Origin of the sequence: Isoptericola variabilis 225, assembly GCF_000215105.1 — a bacterium.
GTDB classification, from domain to species: Bacteria; Actinomycetota; Actinomycetes; order Actinomycetales; family Cellulomonadaceae; genus Isoptericola; species Isoptericola variabilis_A.
Window position 1 is genome coordinate 2,876,613 of sequence record NC_015588.1, and the last position, 16,493, is coordinate 2,893,105.

The window sequence follows — 16,493 nt, forward strand, 5'->3', positions numbered from 1 at the left end:
CCCGCGCGCGGCCGTCCCGGACGCCCGGCGCGCTTTTCACCCGCGGGGTCTCACCCGAAGCGGCCGGAGACGTAGTCCTCGGTCGCCTTCTCGGCCGGCGAGGAGAAGATCGTCGCGGTGTCGTTCATCTCGATGAGGCGGCCGGGCTTGCCGGTGCCGGCGATGTTGAAGAACGCCGTCCGGTCGCTCACGCGCGCGGCCTGCTGCATGTTGTGGGTGACGATGACGATCGTGTAGTCCTTCTTCAGCTCGTGGATGAGGTCCTCGATCGCGAGCGTCGAGATCGGGTCCAGGGCCGAGCACGGCTCGTCCATGAGGAGCACCTGCGGCTTGACCGCGATGGCGCGCGCGATGCACAGACGCTGCTGCTGACCGCCCGACAGGCCGGAGCCCGGCTTGTCGAGGCGGTCCTTGACCTCGTTCCACAGGTTGGCGCCGCGCAGCGAGGACTCGACCATGTCGTCGGCGTCCGACTTGCTGATGCGCTTGTTGTTGAGCTTGACGCCCGCGAGCACGTTGTCGCGGATCGACATCGTGGGGAACGGGTTGGGGCGCTGGAACACCATGCCGATGCTCCGCCGCACGGCGACGGGGTCGACGTCGTCGCCGTAGAGGTCGACGCCCTCCATCTCGACCGTGCCCTCGACCCGGGCGCCCGGGATCACCTCGTGCATCCGGTTGAGCGTGCGCAGGAACGTCGACTTGCCGCAGCCGGACGGGCCGATGAAGGCCGTCACGGACCTGGGCTCGATCGACATCGACACGTCCTGCACGGCGAGGAAGTCGCGGTAGTAGATGTTGAGGTCCTTCACGTCGATGCGCTGTGCCATCGGTCCGTCCTGTCGTCCTTCGTGTGGTTCTCGGGCGCCGCGTGCTCAGCGCAGCTTGGGGGCGAAGAGCTTGGTGATGAGCCGCCCGAGCAGGTTCAGCAGCATCACGATCAGGATGAGCGTCAGCGCGGCGGACCACGCGCGCAGGTAGTTGATGTCGGCGATGCAGGCGGCGTCGTCCGGCTGGCACGGGACGAGACCCTGCTGGAACTGACGATAGATGAACACGGGCAGCGTCATCATGCGGCCGTCGAACGGGTTGAAGTTGATCGAGTCGGTGACGCCGACCGTGACCAGCAGCGGGGCCGTCTCGCCGATGACGCGCGCGATCGCGAGGAGCACGCCCGTCGTCAGGCCCGCGAACGAGGTGCGCAGCACCACCTTGACGATCGTGAGCCACTTGGGCACGCCGAGCGCGTACGAGGCCTCGCGCAGCTCGTTGGGGACGAGCTTGAGCATCTCCTCGCTCGAGCGCACCACGACCGGGATCATGAGGACCGACAGGGCGACCGCGCCGATGATGCCCATGCGAACGCCCGGACCCATGAGCAGGCCGAAGAGCGAGATCGCGAAGAGGCCGGCGACGATCGACGGGATGCCCGTCATGACGTCGACGAAGAACGTCACCGCGCGGGCGAGCGGGCCGCGCCCGTACTCGACGAGGTAGATCGCCGCGAGGATCCCGATCGGCACCGAGATCAGCGTCGCGCACAGCGTGATGACGAGCGTGCCCACGATCGCGTGGTACGCGCCGCCGGCGTCCATGCCGCCGAACACGCCGCGCATCGAGTACCGGAGGAAGTCGAGGCCGAAGCGGTCGATGCCGTTCGACACGACGGTCCAGACCAGCGACACGAGCGGGGTGATGGCCGCGAGGAACGCGAGGTAGACGAGCACCGTCATGATGCGGTCGGTGCGCCGCCGCCCGGCGTCGGCCGCCGTGAGCATCGCGCGCACCCGGTCCGTGCCGGTGACCTGGGCGTCCGTGGTGGTGGCGCTCATCAGTTGGCTCCCGAGAATTCCTTGCGGCGCGCGACGATCGCGCGGGCGGTCATGTTCACGGCCAGGGTGATGACGAAGAGCACCAGCCCGGTGGCGATGAGCAGGTTGACGGCCAGGCCGCTCGCCTCGGGGAAGTCGGCCGCGATCGAGGCGGCGATCGTCTGGTGCTTGCCCGCCTCGAGCGTGTGCAGCGAGTAGGTGAGGCCGGGCGAGAGGATCATGAGCACGGCCATCGTCTCGCCCAGCGCGCGGCCGAGGCCCAGCATCGCGGCCGAGATGACGCCCGAGCGGCCGAACGGCAGGACCGCCGTGCGGACCATCTCCCATCGCGTGGCGCCGAGCGCGAGCGCCGCCTCCTCGTGCAGCTTGGGCGTCTGGAGGAAGACCTCGCGCGAGACCGCGGTGATGATCGGCAGGATCATCACCGCGAGCACGACGGCGACGGTCGACATGCTGCGGCCCGTCGAGGAGACCTGGCCCGACCAGATCGGGACCCAGCCGAACCAGCGGTTCAGGACGTCCCACAGGGGCGTGATCGTCGGCGCGAGCACGAGGTAGCCCCACAGGCCGTAGACCACGGACGGGACGGCGGCGAGGAGGTCGACGACGTAGCCGACGAGCGCCGAGATCCGGCGCGGGGCGTAGTGCGAGATGAACAGTGCGATGCCGACGGCGACGAAGGTCGCGGCCACGAGCGCCAGGATCGCGGCGAGCAGCGTGCCGAAGACGAGCGGCCCGACGTACCCGAGGAACGACGTGCCGGCCTGGACGCGCGTCGCCGCGGTGGACAGCTCCTCCTCGCTGGCCGTCAGCGCCGGCAGTGCCTGGACGAGCAGGAACACGGCGACGGCCGCCAGCAGCGCGAGGATGAGGATCCCCGCGCCCGTGGCGACCCAGCGGAACACCCGGCTCAGTCCGCGTTCGGTGTCTCCGCTCCGCCGTCGTGACCGTGCGCGCGCCGGCGCCGGGCTGATGTCGGTGGTGGTCACTCGCACTCCTCGCTCGTGCTCTTGCTCGGTCCCGGGTCCGGGACCTGACGACCGGCGCCGGTGGCCGGGCCGGGCGCCTCCTGGCGTCCCGGCCCGGCCACCGGCTCTGGCGTCCTAGGTCGTGTCTAGCGGATCAGCCGGCCGAGATCGACTCGATGCCCGGGAGGATCGCGTCGCGGATCGCGTCCGACAGCGGGGCCGAGCCCGCGGCCTGCGACGCGGCCTGCTGGCCCTCCTCGCTCACGACGTAGGAGAAGAAGCCCTTGACCAGCTCGGCGGTGTTCTCGTCCGCGTAGGTGGCGCAGGCGAGCTGGTAGGAGACGAGGACGATCGGGTAGGTACCCGCGATGTCGCGCTGGAGGTCGATCGTGTACACGTACTCGCTCGTGCCCTCGACGCGCGGCGACTGGGCGACGACCTCGGCCGCGGCCTCGGCGCTGTACGGGACGAACTCCTCGCCCACGCCGACCGCGACGGTGCCCAGGCCGCCGACCTGCGAGGCGTCGGCGTAGGTGATCGTGCCCTCGCCGGCCTGGGTGGCCGAGATGACGCCGGAGGTGCCCTGCGCCGACTCCTGGCCCTGGATCGGCCACACGCCGTCGGGCTCGTGCGTCCAGGTGTCGGGCGCCGCGGCGGCGAGGTACTCGGCGAAGTTCTCGGTCGTGCCCGACTCGTCGGAGCGGTGCACCACGGTGATCGCGGTGTCGGGGAGCTCGACGTCGGGGTTGTCGGCGGCGATCGCCTCGTCGTTCCACGTGGTGATCTCGCCCGCGAAGATCGACGCGATGGTGTCGGCCGACATGTTGAGGGTCTCGACGCCGGGCAGGTTGAAGGCCACGGCGATCGGGCTGACGTAGCCCGGGAACTCGATGACGCCGCCCTCGCCGCACTGGGCCTCGGCCGCCGCCATCTCCTCCTCGTCGAGCGCCGCGTCGGAGCCCGCGAAGGTGTAGGTGCCGTCACCGAAGCCGGTGCGGCCACCGCCCGAGCCCACCGGGTCGTAGTTGACGCTCACGTCGGGGTTCAGGCTCTGGAAGCCGGCGCGCCAGGCGTTCATGGCGGACTCCTGCGAGGAGGCGCCGCCGCCGTTGAGCTCCCCGGAGAGCTCGGTCGTCGCACCGTCGGTCTCGGTCGTCTCCGCGCCGTCGGTGCTCTCGCCCGCGACCGTCGGGTCGTCCGAGCCGCACGCAGCGAGCGTGAGCGCGAGCGCGCCGATCGCGACGGCGGATCCAGCACGGGTGAATCGGCTGAGCTTCACGTGTCGTTCCATCCTGTTCACACGGTGGTGGCACCGGCGGCCGCCGGCGTTCGTCAGGAACGCTAGGCACGCCAGGTGGCCCGAGTCCCAGGATCAGGTGAACGACCGGTGAACGGTGGCGGGCGGGAAGTCGTCAGACCTCGTCGTCGGCCAGCTTGTAGCCGAGACCGCGCACGGTCAGCAGGTAGCGCGGCGAGCCCGGGTCGGGCTCGATCTTCGCCCGGATGCGCTTCACGTGGACGTCGAGCGTCTTGGTGTCGCCGACGTAGTCCGCGCCCCAGACGCGGTCGATGAGCTGCCCGCGCGTGAGCACGCGGCCCGCGTTGCGCAGCAGGAGCTCGAGCAGGTCGAACTCCTTGAGCGGCAGCGACACGGGCTCGCCGTCGACCGTCACCGTGTGCCGCTCGACGTCCATGCGGACGGGCCCGACCTCGAGGACCGCGTCCCCGCCGTCGTCGTGCCCGCCCGTGCCGTTGTCCGACGCCGCGGGGCCGCGACGGCGCATCACGGCCCGCATGCGGGCCAGCAGCTCGCGGAACGAGTACGGCTTGGTGACGTAGTCGTCGGCGCCGAGCTCGAGGCCCACGACCTTGTCGATCTCGGAGTCCTTGGCCGTGAGCATGATGACGGGCACGTCGCCGCGCTGGCGCAGCTCGCGGCACACCTCGGTGCCGCTCAGGCCGGGCAGCATGAGGTCGAGCAGGACGAGGTCCGCACCGCCGTCGTCGAACGCCGCGAGCGCGTCGTGGCCGTTCGACGCCTCGACCACCTCGTACCCCTCGCGGGTCAGCTGATACGTCAGCGGGTCCCGGTACGAGTCCTCGTCCTCCACCACCAGGATGCGCGTCACGCACCCACCTCCTCGTTCGTCGTGGTCCGGTCCCGGCCGTCTCCCGGACCGTCGTCCTCATTGTCGCGCCCCGCCGTCCGGGCGCCGTCCCGCTCCGCGTCGGGCAGGGCCGGCAGCCCGCCGTAGGGCAGGTCCGCCGCGGGGATGCGCAGCGTGAAGGTCGAGCCCTTGCCGGGCTCCGACCACATCCGCACGTCGCCGCCGTGGTCGGCCGCGACGTGCTTGACGATGCTGAGCCCCAGACCCGTGCCGCCCGTGTCGCGCGAGCGCGCGGGGTCGACGCGGTAGAAGCGCTCGAAGACGCGGTCCTGCTCGTCGGCGGCGATGCCGATGCCCTGGTCGACGACGGCGATCTCGACGAGGCCGTCGACCTCGCGGACGCCGACGCCCACCTGCGTGTGGGGGCCCGAGTAGTTCACCGCGTTGTCCAGCAGGTTGCGCACCGCGGTGACGAGCAGGTTGTGGTCGCCGTAGACGAGGCAGTCCTCGGACCCGCCCACGGTGATCGTGATGTTCTTGGCGTTCGCGGCGGTGGTGGCGCGGTCGACGGCCTCGTCGACGACGTCGCGCACCCGGATCGCGCTGACCTCCTGGAGCGCACCCGCGACCTGCAGGCGGGAGAGCTCGATGATCTCGTGCACGAGCGCGGACAGCCGGTTGGCCTCCTGCTGCATCCGCTCGGTGAAGCGCCGCACGGCGACCGGGTCGTCGGCGGCGTCCTGCACCGTCTCGGCGAGGAGCGCGAGCGCGCCGACCGGTGTCTTGAGCTCGTGCGAGACGTTGACGACGAAGTCGCGGCGGATCGCCTCGACGCGGCGGGCCTCGGTGCGGTCCTCGGCGAGGACGAGCAGCTTGTCGCGGCCGACGGGCGCGACGCGGACCTGCAGCAGCACGGTGCCCGAGCCGATCGGCCCGCGGGGCAGCTCGAGCTCCTCCTCGCGGATCACGCCGTCGCGCCGCACGTCGCGCACCATGTCCTGGATCGCGGCGTGGGCGAGCGCGTCGTTGCGCACCACGCCGAGCGCGTACGCGGGCGGCGACGCGCGGACCACCTCGCCGTCCTCGTCGAGCACGACGGCCGCCGACCGCAGGACGGCGAGCACGCGGACGAGGCCCTCGTCGAGCTCGGCGGGCGGCGCCTCGGGACCCTTGCGCTGGGTGCGTTCGGAGATGCGGAAGGCCACGGCGGCGACCACGCCCACCACGACACCGAGCACGCCGGCGAGCACCGCCGTCACGCCCTGGATGATCCCGTCCACGTCCACCCCTTCAGCGTAGGTCGCCCGCAAGCCCTCGCCGGGCCGTGGTGGCAAGTGCTCAGGGACCCGTCGCCCAGTGTTCACCGAAAGCGGGGACCGTGTTCACCTGGGTGTTCGCCCGTGGTTCGGGAGGCCGTGAGAACCTGAGACGAACCCGCCTGCGAGAGGAACCCGATGCGAGAGATCTTCGAGGCCGAGCTCCAGCAGCTCGGCGACGGTCTGGTCGACATGAGCCGCCTGGTCGAGTCCGCGATCGGCCGCGCCGGCACCGCGCTGCTCGAGGCCGACCACCAGCTCGCGCAGGACGTCATCGCGTCCGACCACGAGATCGACCGGCTCGAGCGGGAGCTCGACGAGCGCTGCGTGCACCTGCTGGCCCAGCAGGCCCCGGTCGCGACCGACCTGCGCATCGTCATCACCGCGCTGCGCATCAGCGCCACGCTGGAGCGCATGGGCGACCTCGCGCGCCACGTCGCCGAGGTGGCCCGCGGCCGGTACCCCGGCCAGGCCGTGGCGCCCGCCGCGCGCGACACCTTCGTCCGGATGCACGACGCCGCCGTCCACGTCGCGGGCCGCACCACCGAGCTGCTGCAGACGCGCGACGTCCACCTCGCCGCGGAGGTCGAGAAGGACGACGACGCCCTCGACGCGCTGCACCAGGAGACGTTCGCCGCGATGCTCGCGCCGGGCTGGACCGGGACGCCGCAGGAGACGATCGACGTCACGCTGCTCGGGCGCTACTACGAGCGCTTCGGCGACCACGCCGTCTCCGTCGCCCGCCGCATCACGTTCCTCGTGACGGGCGACTTCGACAGCGAGCACGCGCCGTCGCACCGCGCCGAGGTCTGACCCCTCCTGCCCGCACGACGACGGCCCGCGCCCTCCGTACGGAAGGCGCGGGCCGTCGTCGTGCAGCCTGGGGTCAGCGACCCTGGTTGGCCACCGCGGCGATGGCCTCCTTGGCCGCCTCCGGGTCGAGGTAGCGGCCGCCCGGCACGGTGGGGGCGAGCGTCTCCTCGTCGAGCTCGTAGACGAGCGGGATCCCGGTCGGGACGTTGAGGCCCGCGATCGTCTGGTCGTCGATGCCGTCGAGATGCTTGATGATCGCGCGCAGCGAGTTGCCGTGCGCGGCCACGAGGACCGTCTTGCCGGCCTTCAGGTCCGGCACGATCTCGGCGTCCCAGTAGGGCAGCGCCCGCTCGAGCACCTGCTTGAGCGCCTCCGTGCGCGGGATGGGCTCGCCCGCGTAGCGCGGGTCGGCGTCCTGGGAGAACTCGGAGCCGAGCTCGATCTCCGGCGGCGGCACGTCGTACGAGCGGCGCCAGAGCATGAACTGCTCCTCGCCGTACTCGTCACGGATCTGCTTCTTGTCCTTGCCCTGCAGCGCGCCGTAGTGGCGCTCGTTGAGGCGCCAGCTGCGCTTGACGGGGATCCAGTGGAGGTCCGCGACGTCGAGCGCGTAGTTCGCCGTCGAGATCGCGCGGCGCAGGAGCGACGTGTGCAGGACGTCGGGGGCGACGCCCGCCTCCTTGAGCAGCTCGCCGCCGCGCTTGGCCTCCTCGACGCCCTTCTCCGACAGCGGCACGTCGACCCAGCCGGTGAAGAGGTTCTTGGCGTTCCACTCGCTCTCGCCGTGGCGGAGCAGCACGAGGGTGTAGGTCATGGGGTCCATCCTGCCGTGCCCGCCGGTGCGTACGCACCGCGGGTCGGATGCTGGGCGGGCCCGGTCCGGGCTCAGGCGTCGACGCGCTCGAGCACGAACACGGGGATCTCGCGGTCGGTCCTGCGCTGGTAGTCGTCGTAGTCGGGCCAGACCTCGACCGCGCGCTTCCACCACAGGGCCTTCTCCTCGCCCGTGACCTCGCGCGCGACGTACTCGTGCTTCTCCGGGCCGTCCTGCAGCTCGACCCGGGGGTTCGCGACGACGTTGTGGTACCAGACGGGGTGCGTGGGCGCGCCGCCCATCGACGCGACGACCGCGTAGTCGCCGTCGTGCTCGACGCGCATCAGCGGGATCTTGCGCACCTTGCCGCTCCTGGCGCCCACCGTGGTCAGGATGACGACGGGCTTGCCGCGCAGCGTGGTGCCCTCGGTGCCTCCCGAGGACTCGTACAGCGCGACCTGGTCGCGGGCTCGCGCGTCCCCCTCCCGGGAGTTGTCAGGCCCAGGCCGGGGTATGCACCGGCGTGGGCCTGACAGCTCGGGGCTCAGCGGGAGGCGCGGGCCTTGCGGGCCTGGGAGTAGACGTCGAGCATCGCGACGGCGGCGCGGTCCCAGCTGAACCGCTCGCTGGCGCGCCGGGCTCCGGCCGCGAGCGCGGCGCGGCGCTCGTGGTCGTGCAGCAGGTCGTCGAGCACGCGCGCCCAGGTCCACGGGCTGTGGTCGGGCACGAGGACGCCCGAGGCGCCGTCCTGCACCACCGTGCGCAGCCCGCCGACGGCCGCCGCCACGACCGGCGTCCCGGTCGCCTGCGCCTCCGCCGCGACGAGCCCGAACGACTCGTTGTGCGAGGGCACCGCGACGACGTCGGCCGCCCGGAAGTACTCGACGAGCACCTCGCGCGGCGCGGGGGGACGCACGACGAGGTGGTCGCTCACGCCGACCTGGTGCGCGAGCGCCTCGAGCTCGCGCACCGCCGTCGGGCGCCCGCTCGCGCCGCCCAGGACGACGAGGGTCGGCACCTGGCGGCCGCCGCCGTCGCGCAGGCACTCCAGGTCGATCCGGCCGCCGGCCTCCAGCGCGTGCGCCGCCGCGTGGTCGGCCATGACGCCGAGCGCGCGCACGAGCACGTCCGGCCCCTTGAGGAGCTGCACGCGGCCGGCGAACAGCACCACCGGACGGTCGGTGGGCAGGCCGAGGCGCGTGCGCAGCGCGTGCCGCTCGTCCGCGGTCGTGCGCCCCGCGCGCGGGACGAGGGGCGTGAAGACGTCGAGGTCGACGCCGGGCGAGACGACGTGCACCCGGTCGGGGTCGGCTCGGTACTCGCGCACGAGGTCCTCGGCCTCCTCGCGCGTGGACGCCACGAGCGCGTCCGCCTCGGCGACCACCTGCTCCTCGCCGATGACGCGCCCCACGGGCTCGGGCGAGTCGCCGGGCGCCAGGGCCGCGTTCTTCACCTTGGCCATCGTGTGCATCGTGTGGACGAGCGGGACGTCCCACCGCTCGGCCGAGAGCCAGCCCACCTGCCCCGAGAGCCAGTAGTGCGAGTGCACGACGTCGTACCACCCGGGGGGCCGGTGCGCCTCGGCGCGCAGCACCCCGGCGGTGAAGGCGCACAGCTGGCCGGGCAGGTCGTTCTTGTCGAGCCCCTCGAACGGGCCCGCCGCCACGTGCACGACGCGGATCCCCGGCTCGGCGTCGACCACCTTCGGCTGGGCCGACGACGTCGCGCGCGTGTAGATCTCGACCTCCGCGCCGCGCCGCGCGAGCGCCCGGGACAGCTCGAGGACGTAGACGTTCATGCCGCCCGCGTCGCCGGTGCCCGGCTGGTCCAGCGGTGAGGTGTGGACCGAGAGCATCGCGACGCGCGGTCCGGGCCCGTCCGTCACGGCCGCGCCTCCAGCACGCACGCGGGGGGCGTCGGCAGCGACAGGCGGTCGGTCACCTCGCCGGTGCCCGACACCGGGTCCACGCGCAGGGCGAGCAGCTCGCCCGTGCCCTGGGCCGCGACGACGACGGTCAGCGCGCCGTCGCCCTCGCCGTCCGGGCTCGTGAGGACCGCGTGGTGCCGCGGCCACGCGTCGGTCCCGAGCTCCACGTCGGCGAGGTGGTGCAGCCGGGCCGTGCCGCCGTCGTCGAGCACGCGGTGCACGGCGAGCACGTCGGGCCCGCGCACGCCGACCGTGAGCACGGTGCCGTCGGGGCTCAGCGCCACGTGCGACGGCTGGGCGACCGAGCCCTCCGGGATCGGGACGGCCGTGGCGGGCACCGAGCCGGTGTGCGCCCAGCCGTCACCGTCGGGGACGAGGAGGTGGACCTGGGCGTCGAGCTCCCCGACGACGGCGAGCACGTCGCCGGGCAGCCGGACGAGGTGGCGCGGGCCCGTGCCGGGCGGCAGCGTCGCGGCGACGCCGGCGTCCTCCGTCCCCTGCGGCGTCGCGGCCGTGGCTGCCCCGCGGGGGTAGGTGCGCAGCTGGTCGGTGCCCAGGTCGCACACGAGCACGCGGTCGCCGTCGACCGCGACGAAGTGGGCGTGCGGACCCTGCTGCCGGTCGGGGTGCGGGCCGGAGCCGGCGTGCGGGTGCGTCGCGGGCTGCTCGGCGGCGAACGCGCCCGAGGCCGGGTCGACGGGCACGGCCGCCGCGACGCCGTCGCCGTAGTTCGCGACCCACACCTCGTCGTCCGTCGCGACGACGTGGCACGGCTCGTCGCCGCCGCTCGGGACCCCGCCCGCCGGGGTGAGGACGTCGCCCTCGACGTCGAACGCCGCGAGCGCCCCCGGCGCGGTCTCGGCGACGGCGTAGAGCGTGCGGCCCGAGGGGTGCAGGGCGAGGAACGACGGCGCGGTGGACGTGACGACGAGGTCGTGCGCGGCGAAGCGGCCGTCGGCCAGCTCGACCCGCCAGACGCCCTCGCCGCCGCCCGGTGCGCCGTCGGGACGCGGGTACGTGCCGATCCACAGGGCCGTCGCAGTCATGTGCCCAGCGTAGGGTCGGCCGCGGGCCGCTCGCGTCCGCGACCCCGCCCGGGCAGCACCTCGCCCCGGCCGGGTGTCCCGACCGGGGCGAGGGCGACCGAGGGGCTCGCTGCCGCGAGCCGGTGGATCAGTGGGCTGCCTGGAACGCCTCGAGGACGTTGCCCGGGATGCGGCCGCGGTCGGAGACCTGGTAGCCGTTCTCGCGCGCCCACTCGCGGATCTTGGCGAGCTGCTCGCGGTCCGTGCGCCCGCGACGGGCCCCGCCACCGGGAGCACGGCCCGCGCCGCGGCCACCGCCCTGCTTGCGCGCGTGCCCGATCCACGTGGCGAACGCGTCACGAAGCTCGGACGCGTGCGCGGAGGTGAGGTCGATCTCGTAGCTGACGCCGTCGAGCGCGAAGGTGACGGTCTCGTCCGCCTCGCTCCCGTCGATGTCGTCGACGAGGATCACCTGAGTCTTCTGGACCACGTCCACCCTTTCCGGTGCATTCGAATTGACGCTGACGAATACGAGGATGCACGAAATGGCATTCCTATGTCAACGCGACGCGCACGGACGGCGGAATCGCAGAATCAATTATGCTCGACGCGGCGTGCCTGACGCTCGGCCTCGAGACGTTCGAGAGCGTCTCGTTCGTTGCGGTCCGCACGGATGATCTTGCGCATCGCGAGCCAGAACAGCAGGCCGACGCCGACCGACGGGACGAGACCCGCGATGATCGCGCCGAATGTGTCCATGAATGCCTCCTGTATCAGGCCGTCGGCTTGACGAGCGGAAAGAGGATGGTCTCGCGGATTCCGAGCCCGGTGAGCGCCATGAGAAGACGGTCGATACCCATGCCCATTCCACCGGACGGCGGCATCGCGTGCTCCATCGCGACGAGGAAGTCCTCGTCGAGCGCCATGGCCTCGTCGTCGCCGGCCGCCGCGAGCCTCGCCTGCGCGGCGAAGCGCTCGCGCTGGACGACCGGGTCGACGAGCTCCGAGTACCCCGTGGCCAGCTCGAACCCGCGCACGTAGAGGTCCCACTTCTCGACGACGCCCGGGATGCTGCGGTGCGCGCGCACCAGGGGCGACGTCTCGACCGGGAAGTCCCGCACGAACGTCGGCGCGTGCAGCGTGTCCCCGACGTGGTGCTCCCACAGCTCCTCGACGAGCTTGCCGTGGTTCGCCTTCTTCGGGTCGAGCGAGAGCTCGGCCTTCTCGGCGAGCGACAGCAGGTGCTCGACCGACGTGTCGGGCGTGATCTCCTCGCCGAGCGCCTCCGACAGCGACCCGTACATCGTGATCTGCGCCCACTCGCCGCCGAGGTCGTACTCCTCGCCGTCCGGGAGGGTCACGACCGTGGTGCCGAGAACCTCCTTCGCCGCCGTCTGCACGAGGTCCTGGGTGAGCGCGCCGATCGAGTTGTAATCCCCGTACGCCTCGTACGCCTCGAGCATCGCGAACTCGGGAGAGTGCGTCGAGTCCGCTCCTTCGTTGCGGAAGTTGCGGTTGATCTCGAACACCTTCTCGACACCGCCCACGACCGCCTTCTTGAGGAACAGCTCCGGCGCGATGCGCAGGAACAGGTCGATGTCGTACGCATTCATGTGCGTCGAGAAAGGACGCGCGGCCGCACCCGAGGCAACGGTCTGCAGCATCGGCGTCTCGATCTCGAGAAAGCCGCGGCGGTGGAAGTTGTCGCGCAAAGAACGCACCACACCGGAACGCAGGCGGACCATCTCGCGGGCGGCCGGCCGCGCGATGAGATCGACGTAGCGCTGGCGGACCCGGGCCTCCTCCGACAGGTCCTTGTGCAGCACCGGCAGCGGGCGCAGCGCCTTGGCCGCCATCTGCCACGCGTCCGCGAAGATGCTCAGCTCGCCGCGGCGCGAGGCACCGATCCGGCCGTGCACGAACAGGTGGTCGCCCAGATCGACGTCGGCCTTGAAGTCCGACAGCGACTCCTCCCCCACCACGGCCTGGCTCAGCATCGCCTGCAGACGGTTCCCCTCGCCGTCCTGCAGCGTGACGAAGCAGAGCTTGCCCGTGTTGCGCAGGAAGACGACGCGCCCCGCGACGCCTGCGACGTCGTCGGTCTCCTCGCCCGCGGCGAGGTGGCCGTAGCCCTCGCGGACCTGGGCGATCGTGTGCGTGACCGGCACCGACACCGGGTACGGCTCGACACCCCGCGCGAGCAGGCGCTCGCGCTTCTCGCGACGGACGCGCAGCTGCTCGGGCAGGTCGTCGACGGCGTTCTCGCCGTCCGCGGGCACGACGGAGGGGGCGTTCTGCGGGGAGGTCACCCAACGATTCTACGGTGGGCGCACCTCACACCCCGCGCGAGGTAGCGCATAGCCGCGCGAGGTAGCGCACCACCCGCCGAGGTAGCGCACCACCCGCCGAGGTAGCGCACCGCCCGCCGAGGTAGCGCACCGCCCGCCGAGGTAGCGTTGCGAGGCGTGAGCGCGACCGAGAACCCGCTGCCCGTCGTCGACACCCCGTCCGCCGTGGAGCCGGGGCTGGACCCCGCCTGGCTCGCGCGCACGGTCGAGCTCGCGCTGGACGAGGACCTCGGCCCCGTGCCGGGACGTGACGTGACCACCCAGGCGACCGTCCCGCCGTCGGGCAGCGGGACCGCCGACCTCGTGGCCCGCGCGGACGGGACCGTCGCGGGGCTGGTCGTGGTGCCCGAGACGCTCGAGCAGGTCGCCGACCGCCTGGGCCTGCCCGTGCCCCGGGTGACGTTCCACGCGCAGGACGGCGACGCCGTCGTGCGCGGGCAGGTGCTCGCGAGCATCACGGGTCGCACGCAGGTGCTGCTCGTCGCGGAGCGCACGATGCTCAACCTCGCGTCGCGGGCGTCGGGGGTCGCGACCGCGACGGCGGCGTGGACGCGGGCGCTCGAGGGCACGGGCGCCCGGGTGCTCGACACCCGGAAGACGACTCCCGGCCTGCGCGCGCTCGACAAGTACGCCGTGCGCACCGGGGGCGGCACGAACAAGCGCATGGGACTCTTCGACGTCGCGATGGTCAAGGACAACCACGTCGTCGCCGCGGGGTCGGTGCGCGCCGCGATCGAGGCGGTGCGCCGCGCGTTCCCCGACGTCCTGGTCCAGGTCGAGGCCGACACGACGGCGCAGGCGCTCGAGGCGCTCGACGCCGGCGCGGACTTCCTGCTCCTCGACAACATGCCGACGCCGGTGCTCGCCGAGACCGTCGCCGCCGTCCGGGCGCGCGAGGGTCAGGGCGGCGTGCCCGCGCACGTCGAGCTCGAGGCGACCGGGAACCTCACGCTCGAGAGGGCGCGCGAGGTCGCGGAGACGGGCGTCGACTACCTGTCGGTCGGGGCGCTCACGCACTCGGCGCCGATCCTCGACCTCGCGCTCGACCTGCGCGCCTGAGGCGCTCCTCTCCGCGGCAATACGCGCTACCTCGTCGCGCGCGGCGCTACCTCGCGAGAAGACGCGCTACCTCGCGGCGCGCGGCGCTACCTCGGCGAGGGTGCCGTCGTCGTCGAGCGCGAGCTCGACGCGGCGCTCCCACGCCGGGTCGGGCGCGGGGAAGTCGGTGCGGAAGTGCCCGCCGCGCGTCTCGGTGCGCAGCCACGCGGCCCGGACGAGCGCGGTCGCGACCTGGTGCACGTTGGTCGTCTCCCACTCGGCGGCCTGCGGGTCCGCCACGACGTCGGCGGCCAGGTGCGCGTCGGTCCGCACCTCGGCGAGCCGCCCCGCGGCGGCGCGCAGCGAGCCGTCCGAGCGGATCGGCCCGGCGCCGTCGGACGTGGCGCGCTGGACGCGCGAGCGTGCCGCCGCGGCGACGAGCGCCGACCCGCCGGGCCGCGCCTCGGGCTCCGGCGCGGACCGCAGCTCGCCCGCGTCGTACCGCGCCGCGACGTCGTGCGCCGCCCGGTGCGCGAACACGAGCCCCTCGAGCAGCGAGTTGGACGCGAGCCGGTTGGCGCCGTGCACGCCCGTGCACGCGACCTCGCCCACGGCGTACAGCCCGGGCACGGACGACCGGCCGCGCAGGTCGGTCACGACGCCGCCCGAGTGGTAGTGCTGGGCGGGAGCCACGGGGACGGGCTCCTCGGTCCAGTCGATCCCGTGCGCGGCGAGCCGTTCGGTGATCGAGGGGAAGCGCCGGCGCAGGAAGTCGGCGCCGAGGTGCCGCGCGTCGAGCAGCACGTGGTCGGCCGACGTCGCGGCCGTCCGCCGCACGATCGCGTGCGCCACGACGTCGCGCGGCGCGAGCTCGGCCAGCTCGTGCACGTCCGGCATGAAGCGGTGGCCGTCGACGTCGAGCAGCAGCGCGCCCTCGCCGCGCACGGCCTCGCTGATGAGCGGCACCTGCCCGCGAGCGCCCGCGCCGAGCCACAGCACCGTCGGGTGGAACTGCACGAACTCGAGGTCGCCGACGACCGCGCCGGCGCGCAGCGCGGCCGCGATGCCGTCGCCCGTGGCACCGGGCGGGTTGGTCGAGGAGCGGAACACCTGGCCCACTCCCCCGGTCGCGAGCACGACGACGGGCGCGAGCACGGCGCCGACGCCGTCGCGCGAGCCCTCACCCCGCACGTGCAGCGTCACGCCCGCGGCCGGCCGGCGGCCGTCGGCGTCCGGGGCGCCGGTGAGCACGTCGAGCACGAGCGCGTTCTCCACGACCTCGATGCCGGGGTCGTGCCGCACGGCCTCGATCTGCGCGACGAGCGCGCGCGAGATCTCCGCGCCGGTCGCGTCGCCGCCGGCGTGGGCGATCCGGTCGGCGCGGTGGCCGCCCTCGCGCGTGAGCGCGATGCCGCCGTCGGGCCCCAGGTCGAACGTCGTGCCGCGCGCGACGAGCTCGTGCACGCGGTCGGGGCCCTCGGTGACGAGCACCTCGACGGCCTCGGGGTCGCTCAGCCCGCCGCCCGCGACGAGCGTGTCGTGCAGGTGCGCCTCGGGCGTGTCGTCGGGGTGCAGCGCGGCCGCGATGCCGCCCTGGGCCCACACGGTCGAGCCGGACGACAGCCGGCCCTTCGTCACGAGCAGGACGTGCGGCACGCGCGTGCGCAGCTCGAGCGCCGCGGTGAGGCCGGCGATCCCCGACCCGACGACGACGGCGTCCGCGGACGTCGTCCATCCCGGCTCGGGGGCGGCGAGCGCGCGGGCGAGCCGCGGCGGCGTCACCGGGCGGGCTCGACGTCGTGCGCCTCCGCGACCGCGCGGCCCGCGGCGGTCCGCACGAGGCCCGCGGCCTGGTACGGCTCGATCGGGACGCCGGAGTCGAGCAGGCCGTAGCCGTCGGGCGCGTGGCCCGGGTCGTCGTGCACCTCGACGATGCGGTTGTTCTCGTCGACGAACACGACGTTGGGCAGGAAGGTCCGCGCGTCGTAGTCGGACAGCATGCCGTAGGCGATGACGATGACGACGTCGCCCGGGTGCACGAGGTGGGCGGCGGCGCCGTTGATGCTGATCTGGCCGGAGCCGGCCTCGCCCGGGATGACGTACGTCGTCAGGCGTGCCCCGTTGGTGACGTCGACGACGTCGACCTGCTGGCCGGGGATGAGGTCGGCGGCGTCGAGCAGGTCGGTGTCGATCGTGATCGAGCCCACGTAGTGCAGGTCCGCCTGCGTCACGGTCGCCCGGTGGATCTTGCCGATCATCATGGGTCGCTGCAGGGACGCGGGGCGGCGCACGGGCGCACGGTGC

General features: G+C 73.2%; 17 protein-coding genes. 2 read left to right on the top strand and 15 right to left on the bottom strand.

Features of this window, described 5'->3' with window-relative positions; all coding sequences use genetic code 11:
- Nucleotides 1–50 precede the first annotated feature (50 nt).
- From pstB to ISOVA_RS13270, 6 genes are all read right to left on the bottom strand, one after another.
- The gene (gene pstB / locus ISOVA_RS13245) at nt 51–830 is read right to left on the bottom strand and encodes a phosphate ABC transporter ATP-binding protein PstB (protein WP_013839725.1); all 780 of its coding nucleotides are present in this window, start codon (nt 828–830) and stop codon (nt 51–53) included.
- Between the two features lie 45 nt (nt 831–875).
- Nucleotides 876–1,832: a phosphate ABC transporter permease PstA gene (gene pstA / locus ISOVA_RS13250; protein WP_013839726.1), complete on the bottom strand. Its 957-nt coding sequence runs from the start codon at nt 1,830–1,832 to the stop codon at nt 876–878.
- Nucleotides 1,832–2,821 carry a phosphate ABC transporter permease subunit PstC gene (gene pstC, locus ISOVA_RS13255; RefSeq protein WP_013839727.1) on the bottom strand — a complete coding sequence of 330 codons (990 nt, stop codon included), beginning with the start codon at nt 2,819–2,821 and terminating at the stop codon, nt 1,832–1,834. Before pstC ends, pstA begins: the two co-directional genes overlap by 1 nt.
- 133 nt (nt 2,822–2,954) lie before the next feature.
- Entirely contained in the window at nt 2,955–4,079 is a 1,125-nt protein-coding gene (locus tag ISOVA_RS13260) for a phosphate ABC transporter substrate-binding protein PstS (RefSeq protein WP_221927817.1), read from the bottom strand.
- 133 nt (nt 4,080–4,212) lie between these two features.
- Nucleotides 4,213–4,929 carry a response regulator transcription factor gene (locus ISOVA_RS13265; RefSeq protein ID WP_013839729.1) on the bottom strand — a complete coding sequence of 239 codons (717 nt, stop codon included), beginning with the start codon at nt 4,927–4,929 and terminating at the stop codon, nt 4,213–4,215.
- Nucleotides 4,926–6,188 (bottom strand): sensor histidine kinase, encoded by a 1,263-nt coding sequence (locus ISOVA_RS13270; RefSeq protein WP_013839730.1) that lies wholly within the window; start codon nt 6,186–6,188, stop codon nt 4,926–4,928. The genes ISOVA_RS13265 and ISOVA_RS13270 overlap by 4 nt, the downstream gene beginning before the upstream one ends.
- A 174-nt stretch (nt 6,189–6,362) precedes the next feature.
- Between ISOVA_RS13270 and phoU the strand changes: the two genes are divergently transcribed.
- Nucleotides 6,363–7,037: a phosphate signaling complex protein PhoU gene (gene phoU, locus ISOVA_RS13275; RefSeq protein WP_013839731.1), complete on the top strand. Its 675-nt coding sequence runs from the start codon at nt 6,363–6,365 to the stop codon at nt 7,035–7,037.
- A 73-nt stretch (nt 7,038–7,110) separates the two neighbouring features.
- On the opposite strand, the gene ISOVA_RS13280 is transcribed toward phoU, so the two are convergent.
- From ISOVA_RS13280 to lysS, 7 genes are all read right to left on the bottom strand, one after another.
- Complete coding sequence (locus ISOVA_RS13280) at nt 7,111–7,851, bottom strand: phosphoglyceromutase (protein WP_013839732.1); 741 nt, start codon at nt 7,849–7,851, stop codon at nt 7,111–7,113.
- A gap of 71 nt (nt 7,852–7,922) precedes the next feature.
- On the bottom strand, nt 7,923–8,465 hold the full coding sequence (locus ISOVA_RS13285) for a nitroreductase family deazaflavin-dependent oxidoreductase (RefSeq protein ID WP_315897889.1): 543 nt from the start codon (nt 8,463–8,465) through the stop codon (nt 7,923–7,925).
- On the bottom strand, nt 8,396–9,736 hold the full coding sequence (gene mshA / locus ISOVA_RS13290; RefSeq protein ID WP_013839734.1) for a D-inositol-3-phosphate glycosyltransferase: 1,341 nt from the start codon (nt 9,734–9,736) through the stop codon (nt 8,396–8,398). The genes ISOVA_RS13285 and mshA overlap by 70 nt, the downstream gene beginning before the upstream one ends.
- Nucleotides 9,733–10,824: a lactonase family protein gene (locus tag ISOVA_RS13295; protein ID WP_013839735.1), complete on the bottom strand. Its 1,092-nt coding sequence runs from the start codon at nt 10,822–10,824 to the stop codon at nt 9,733–9,735. Before ISOVA_RS13295 ends, mshA begins: the two co-directional genes overlap by 4 nt.
- Nucleotides 10,825–10,951: 127 nt before the next feature.
- A complete protein-coding gene (locus ISOVA_RS13300; protein ID WP_013839736.1) occupies nt 10,952–11,293 on the bottom strand; it encodes a histone-like nucleoid-structuring protein Lsr2 in 342 nt (113 codons plus the stop codon).
- Between the two features lie 104 nt (nt 11,294–11,397).
- Complete coding sequence (locus tag ISOVA_RS16850; RefSeq protein WP_013839737.1) at nt 11,398–11,562, bottom strand: hypothetical protein; 165 nt, start codon at nt 11,560–11,562, stop codon at nt 11,398–11,400.
- 14 nt (nt 11,563–11,576) lie between these two features.
- The gene (gene lysS, locus ISOVA_RS13305; RefSeq protein ID WP_013839738.1) at nt 11,577–13,112 is read right to left on the bottom strand and encodes a lysine--tRNA ligase; all 1,536 of its coding nucleotides are present in this window, start codon (nt 13,110–13,112) and stop codon (nt 11,577–11,579) included.
- A gap of 147 nt (nt 13,113–13,259) precedes the next feature.
- Between lysS and nadC the strand changes: the two genes are divergently transcribed.
- On the top strand, nt 13,260–14,210 hold the full coding sequence (gene nadC / locus ISOVA_RS13310; protein ID WP_013839739.1) for a carboxylating nicotinate-nucleotide diphosphorylase: 951 nt from the start codon (nt 13,260–13,262) through the stop codon (nt 14,208–14,210).
- Between the two features lie 66 nt (nt 14,211–14,276).
- Here the strand turns inward: nadC and ISOVA_RS13315 are convergent, their stop codons facing one another.
- A complete protein-coding gene (locus tag ISOVA_RS13315; protein ID WP_013839740.1) occupies nt 14,277–15,971 on the bottom strand; it encodes an L-aspartate oxidase in 1,695 nt (564 codons plus the stop codon).
- The gene (panD, locus tag ISOVA_RS13320) at nt 15,968–16,450 is read right to left on the bottom strand and encodes an aspartate 1-decarboxylase (protein ID WP_049788480.1); all 483 of its coding nucleotides are present in this window, start codon (nt 16,448–16,450) and stop codon (nt 15,968–15,970) included. The genes ISOVA_RS13315 and panD overlap by 4 nt, the downstream gene beginning before the upstream one ends.
- Between the last annotated feature and the right edge of the window lie 43 nt (nt 16,451–16,493).

What these genes read in the sequence shown, in the direction of transcription:
- pstB (WP_013839725.1), bottom strand. Translation starts at nt 830, where the DNA reads ATGGCACAGCGCATCGACGTGAAGGACCTCAACATCTACTACCGCGAC.
- pstA (WP_013839726.1), bottom strand. Translation starts at nt 1,832, where the DNA reads ATGAGCGCCACCACCACGGACGCCCAGGTCACCGGCACGGACCGGGTG.
- phoU (WP_013839731.1), top strand. Translation starts at nt 6,363, where the DNA reads ATGCGAGAGATCTTCGAGGCCGAGCTCCAGCAGCTCGGCGACGGTCTG.
- ISOVA_RS13280 (WP_013839732.1), bottom strand. Translation starts at nt 7,851, where the DNA reads ATGACCTACACCCTCGTGCTGCTCCGCCACGGCGAGAGCGAGTGGAAC.
- ISOVA_RS13295 (WP_013839735.1), bottom strand. Translation starts at nt 10,824, where the DNA reads ATGACTGCGACGGCCCTGTGGATCGGCACGTACCCGCGTCCCGACGGC.
- ISOVA_RS16850 (WP_013839737.1), bottom strand. Translation starts at nt 11,562, where the DNA reads ATGGACACATTCGGCGCGATCATCGCGGGTCTCGTCCCGTCGGTCGGC.
- panD (WP_049788480.1), bottom strand. Translation starts at nt 16,450, where the DNA reads ATGATGATCGGCAAGATCCACCGGGCGACCGTGACGCAGGCGGACCTG.